Source organism: Thermodesulfobacteriota bacterium (assembly GCA_036397855.1).
GTDB lineage: Bacteria > Desulfobacterota_D > UBA1144 > Nemesobacterales > CSP1-2 > DASWID01.
The window spans coordinates 1-2,901 of record DASWID010000108.1 but is presented as its reverse complement, the minus strand read 5'-3'; the positions used below and the strand labels follow the sequence as shown (position 1 = coordinate 2,901).

Here is a 2,901-nt window from a genome sequence, read left to right as displayed (position 1 = left end):
ATACTTGCTATTTGATGATTTAGGGCTTAAAATGGTATTTAATTCGGCAATTGAAATTTGAGAAATGTATGTTGATCAAGCTAAGAACCGATCTTATCGAAAAGCTTAGTCAAATTAAGCTGTTCTTAATAAATGCAGACGGGTTTATTAAAAAAGACTTGATCTCACTATACCTGAACAATCCTGGTATGAGGAATGGTCATCATATAAATACTTTAAAAAATGTCGGAATTGAGAGTGTTGCATTTTCAAATAAGACATCGAATGAGATTTCATCGATAATCAATCGTCTCGGGATTGACATATTCTATGAGGGTATATCAAAAAACTTAAAATTTTACTCTAAACTGAAAAGTGAGCATTCGGTCTTAAACGAAAATATAGCATTTTTCTGTTGGGATCATTCCGACCTTGACTTTATCAAAAATGTTAACTTCTCTGTCGCACCTGCAGACGCTCCGCTTGAGATAAAGGCTAATTCTTATTACGTGACATACGGAATTGGAGAAGAGGCTGTAAGGGAGGTAGCGGAGCTGATAACAAAGGTAAAGTGTTTTAAAGGATAGCTTTCCATCTTCTGCGACCCCTTATCAATTTGTTTTCCGTTACATCTGATGTGTTGAAATGTCTTTCATGGATTTATCTTATCTGACTGTGTCCGTTAAAATGAATATAGATAAATGGGGATGTCTGTTTCTATTTTTTCTGTCCTTTTAACTGATGCGGGATTTGAAAACTCCGCCTATCCGTGGATGACTTAGAAAAGGCCGATCACCTTTTCTGTACTGAGCTCGTCGAAGCGCTCTGTCTAAGGGGGATTTTAGTTTATTCAAATTCTTATATATCATCCTTTGACTGGGCTCAGGATGCACGGCTTGGACTTACGATATCATATTAGGAGAGTATAAACCCGTTCACACTGAGCTCGTCGAAGTGCCTGTGCTGAGCCTGTCGAAGTGCCTGTGCTGAGCCTGTCGAAGTGCCTGTGCTGAGCCTGTCGAAGTGCCTGTGCTGAGCCTGTCGAAGCGCCTGTGCTGAGCCTGTCGAAGTGTGAAAATACTTAAGGCATGACATCCCTCAACAGTTCGATTCTTCGTTCCTTCAATATCCTCGGAACTCAGGACTCACTGCTCAGGACGAGTTGTTTAGGTTGAATGTGGTTAGGTGTTGACCTGAAAATAGCCGATCACCCGTCCTGAATCAATCGCAGAGCCCGTCGAAGTGTGGCCCCACAGATGCATCTTCTTGATAATGTTCGGCTAAAAGGATAGATGGGACGCATGTTGTCCCTATTTGGTTTCTTTTAATCCCCTCACATTTATTGTTTGTTAATTGCATGAATAGAATGATAAGCATTAGCTGTCGAATAGCTGCCATGATACAATAAACCTTTGTGGATACAGTTAGTCTTACAAAATCCATTAAAGATAAGGCCTTGGAGATCGGGTTTGATTTGGTGGGTATCTCTCCAGTGGATTCATTTCCCGAAAATCAGTTTTACAAAGAGTGGCTGGCGAGGGGTTTCGCAGGGGAGATGAAATATATGGAAAGGGATCCCGAAAAAAGAGAAAACATAAAGAATATACTTCCTGACGCAAGATCTGTAATTTCATGTGGAATGAATTACAACACGGATTATCCTTATTCGATTGATCAAACAGATAAGAATAGAGGTTGGATTTCACGTTATGCATGGGGTGACGATTATCATGATGTTATGAACGAGCGGTTACTCTTGCTTGAAGGACATGTCAGGGAAATTGCTCCAAAAGATATAAAATCGCGTCTGTATGTCGATACGGGGCCAGTACTGGAGAGGGTTTATGGAAAGTATTCCGGGATTGGTTGGTATGGGAAAAACACATGTTTAATAAACCAGGATATAGGTTCCTGGATTTTTCTAGGTGAAATAATAACAGATTTTGAACTAGATTATGATAGTCCCGTTCCTGACAGGTGTGGGACATGTACCATGTGTTTAGATGTATGTCCAACAAATGCGCTTAGAAATCCATATGTCCTGGATTCGAATTTATGCATTTCATATCTTACTATAGAATTCAGGGGAAAGATTCCATTTGATCTCAGGGAGAAGATGGATAATAACATCTACGGATGTGACATTTGTCAGGATGTATGTCCCTGGAACAGGAAAGCCAAAGTGTCAGAATCTGAATCATTTCAACCGAGGAATCCTTTATATAATCCTGATCTCGTCTATCTCTCACAATTATCTATTGAGGAATTTAGAAGGGTTTTTAAGAATAGTCCGGTTAAGAGGGCAAAGAGAAAGGGCTTTTTGAGAAACGTAATGGTCGCGATGGGAAATTCTGGGAGTGAGGCTTTCATACCTTATATCGAAGAGGCTTTGAAGGATGACGAACCGCTGATAAGGGCGCACGCTGTGTGGGCATTGTGGAAGCTTGAGGGAAATGAATCATATGATACTTTATCGAAGCATTTAAACGTTGAAACTGATAACTCAGTTAGAGAGGAAATCGAATCTATTCTGGAGAAGATTGGATCATAAGACAGGGGACAGGGGACGGGAGAGGGAAGACGGAAGACGGGAGACAGGAGACAGGAGATAGAAGACGGGAGTTTTATTTCCTTATGGATTCTGTATTCTGAATTCTGGCTTCTTAATTCTAACTTTCAACTTGGTGTATTCGTGCCTTTGTGGTTAACTTTTTTTGTAATTTGGTGCATGGGATTTGAAAATTAACGCTTATTTATTGGAGGCTTTCTGTTATGCCCGACGAGCTTAAAGAGGTACTCAGTGCGAACGCAACATTCTACAAGGCCCTTGAAAGGGGTAATTTAGATTTGATGGCAGAGGTCTGGTTTAAAGATGAAATTGCAAAGTGTGTTCATCCCGGCTGGCCTATGCTGAGTGGCTGG

The 2,901-nt window shown here is 40.6% G+C and carries 3 protein-coding genes; 2 read left to right on the top strand and 1 reads right to left on the bottom strand.

The genetic code is table 11. The annotated features are described in order from the left end of the window. The first annotated feature begins 68 nt into the window (after positions 1–68). The gene (locus VGA95_08490) at positions 69–566 is read left to right on the top strand and encodes a hypothetical protein (protein HEX9666577.1); all 498 of its coding nucleotides are present in this window, start codon (positions 69–71) and stop codon (positions 564–566) included. Positions 567–894: 328 nt separating this feature from the next. Here VGA95_08490 and VGA95_08485 read toward each other — a convergent pair whose 3' ends face one another. After that, the gene (locus VGA95_08485) at positions 895–1,074 is read right to left on the bottom strand and encodes a hypothetical protein (protein ID HEX9666576.1); all 180 of its coding nucleotides are present in this window, start codon (positions 1,072–1,074) and stop codon (positions 895–897) included. Positions 1,075–1,393: 319 nt separating this feature from the next. Here VGA95_08485 and queG point away from each other — a divergent pair, with 319 nt between their 5' ends. Continuing rightward, a complete protein-coding gene (gene queG / locus VGA95_08480) occupies positions 1,394–2,530 on the top strand; it encodes a tRNA epoxyqueuosine(34) reductase QueG (GenBank protein HEX9666575.1) in 1,137 nt (378 codons plus the stop codon). Positions 2,531–2,901 lie beyond the last annotated feature (371 nt).

Excerpts from the sequence above, each read along its gene's own strand:
- VGA95_08485 (HEX9666576.1), bottom strand. The coding sequence starts at position 1,074 with ATGTCATGCCTTAAGTATTTTCACACTTCGACAGGCTCAGCACAGGCG.
- VGA95_08490 (HEX9666577.1), top strand. The coding sequence starts at position 69 with ATGTTGATCAAGCTAAGAACCGATCTTATCGAAAAGCTTAGTCAAATT.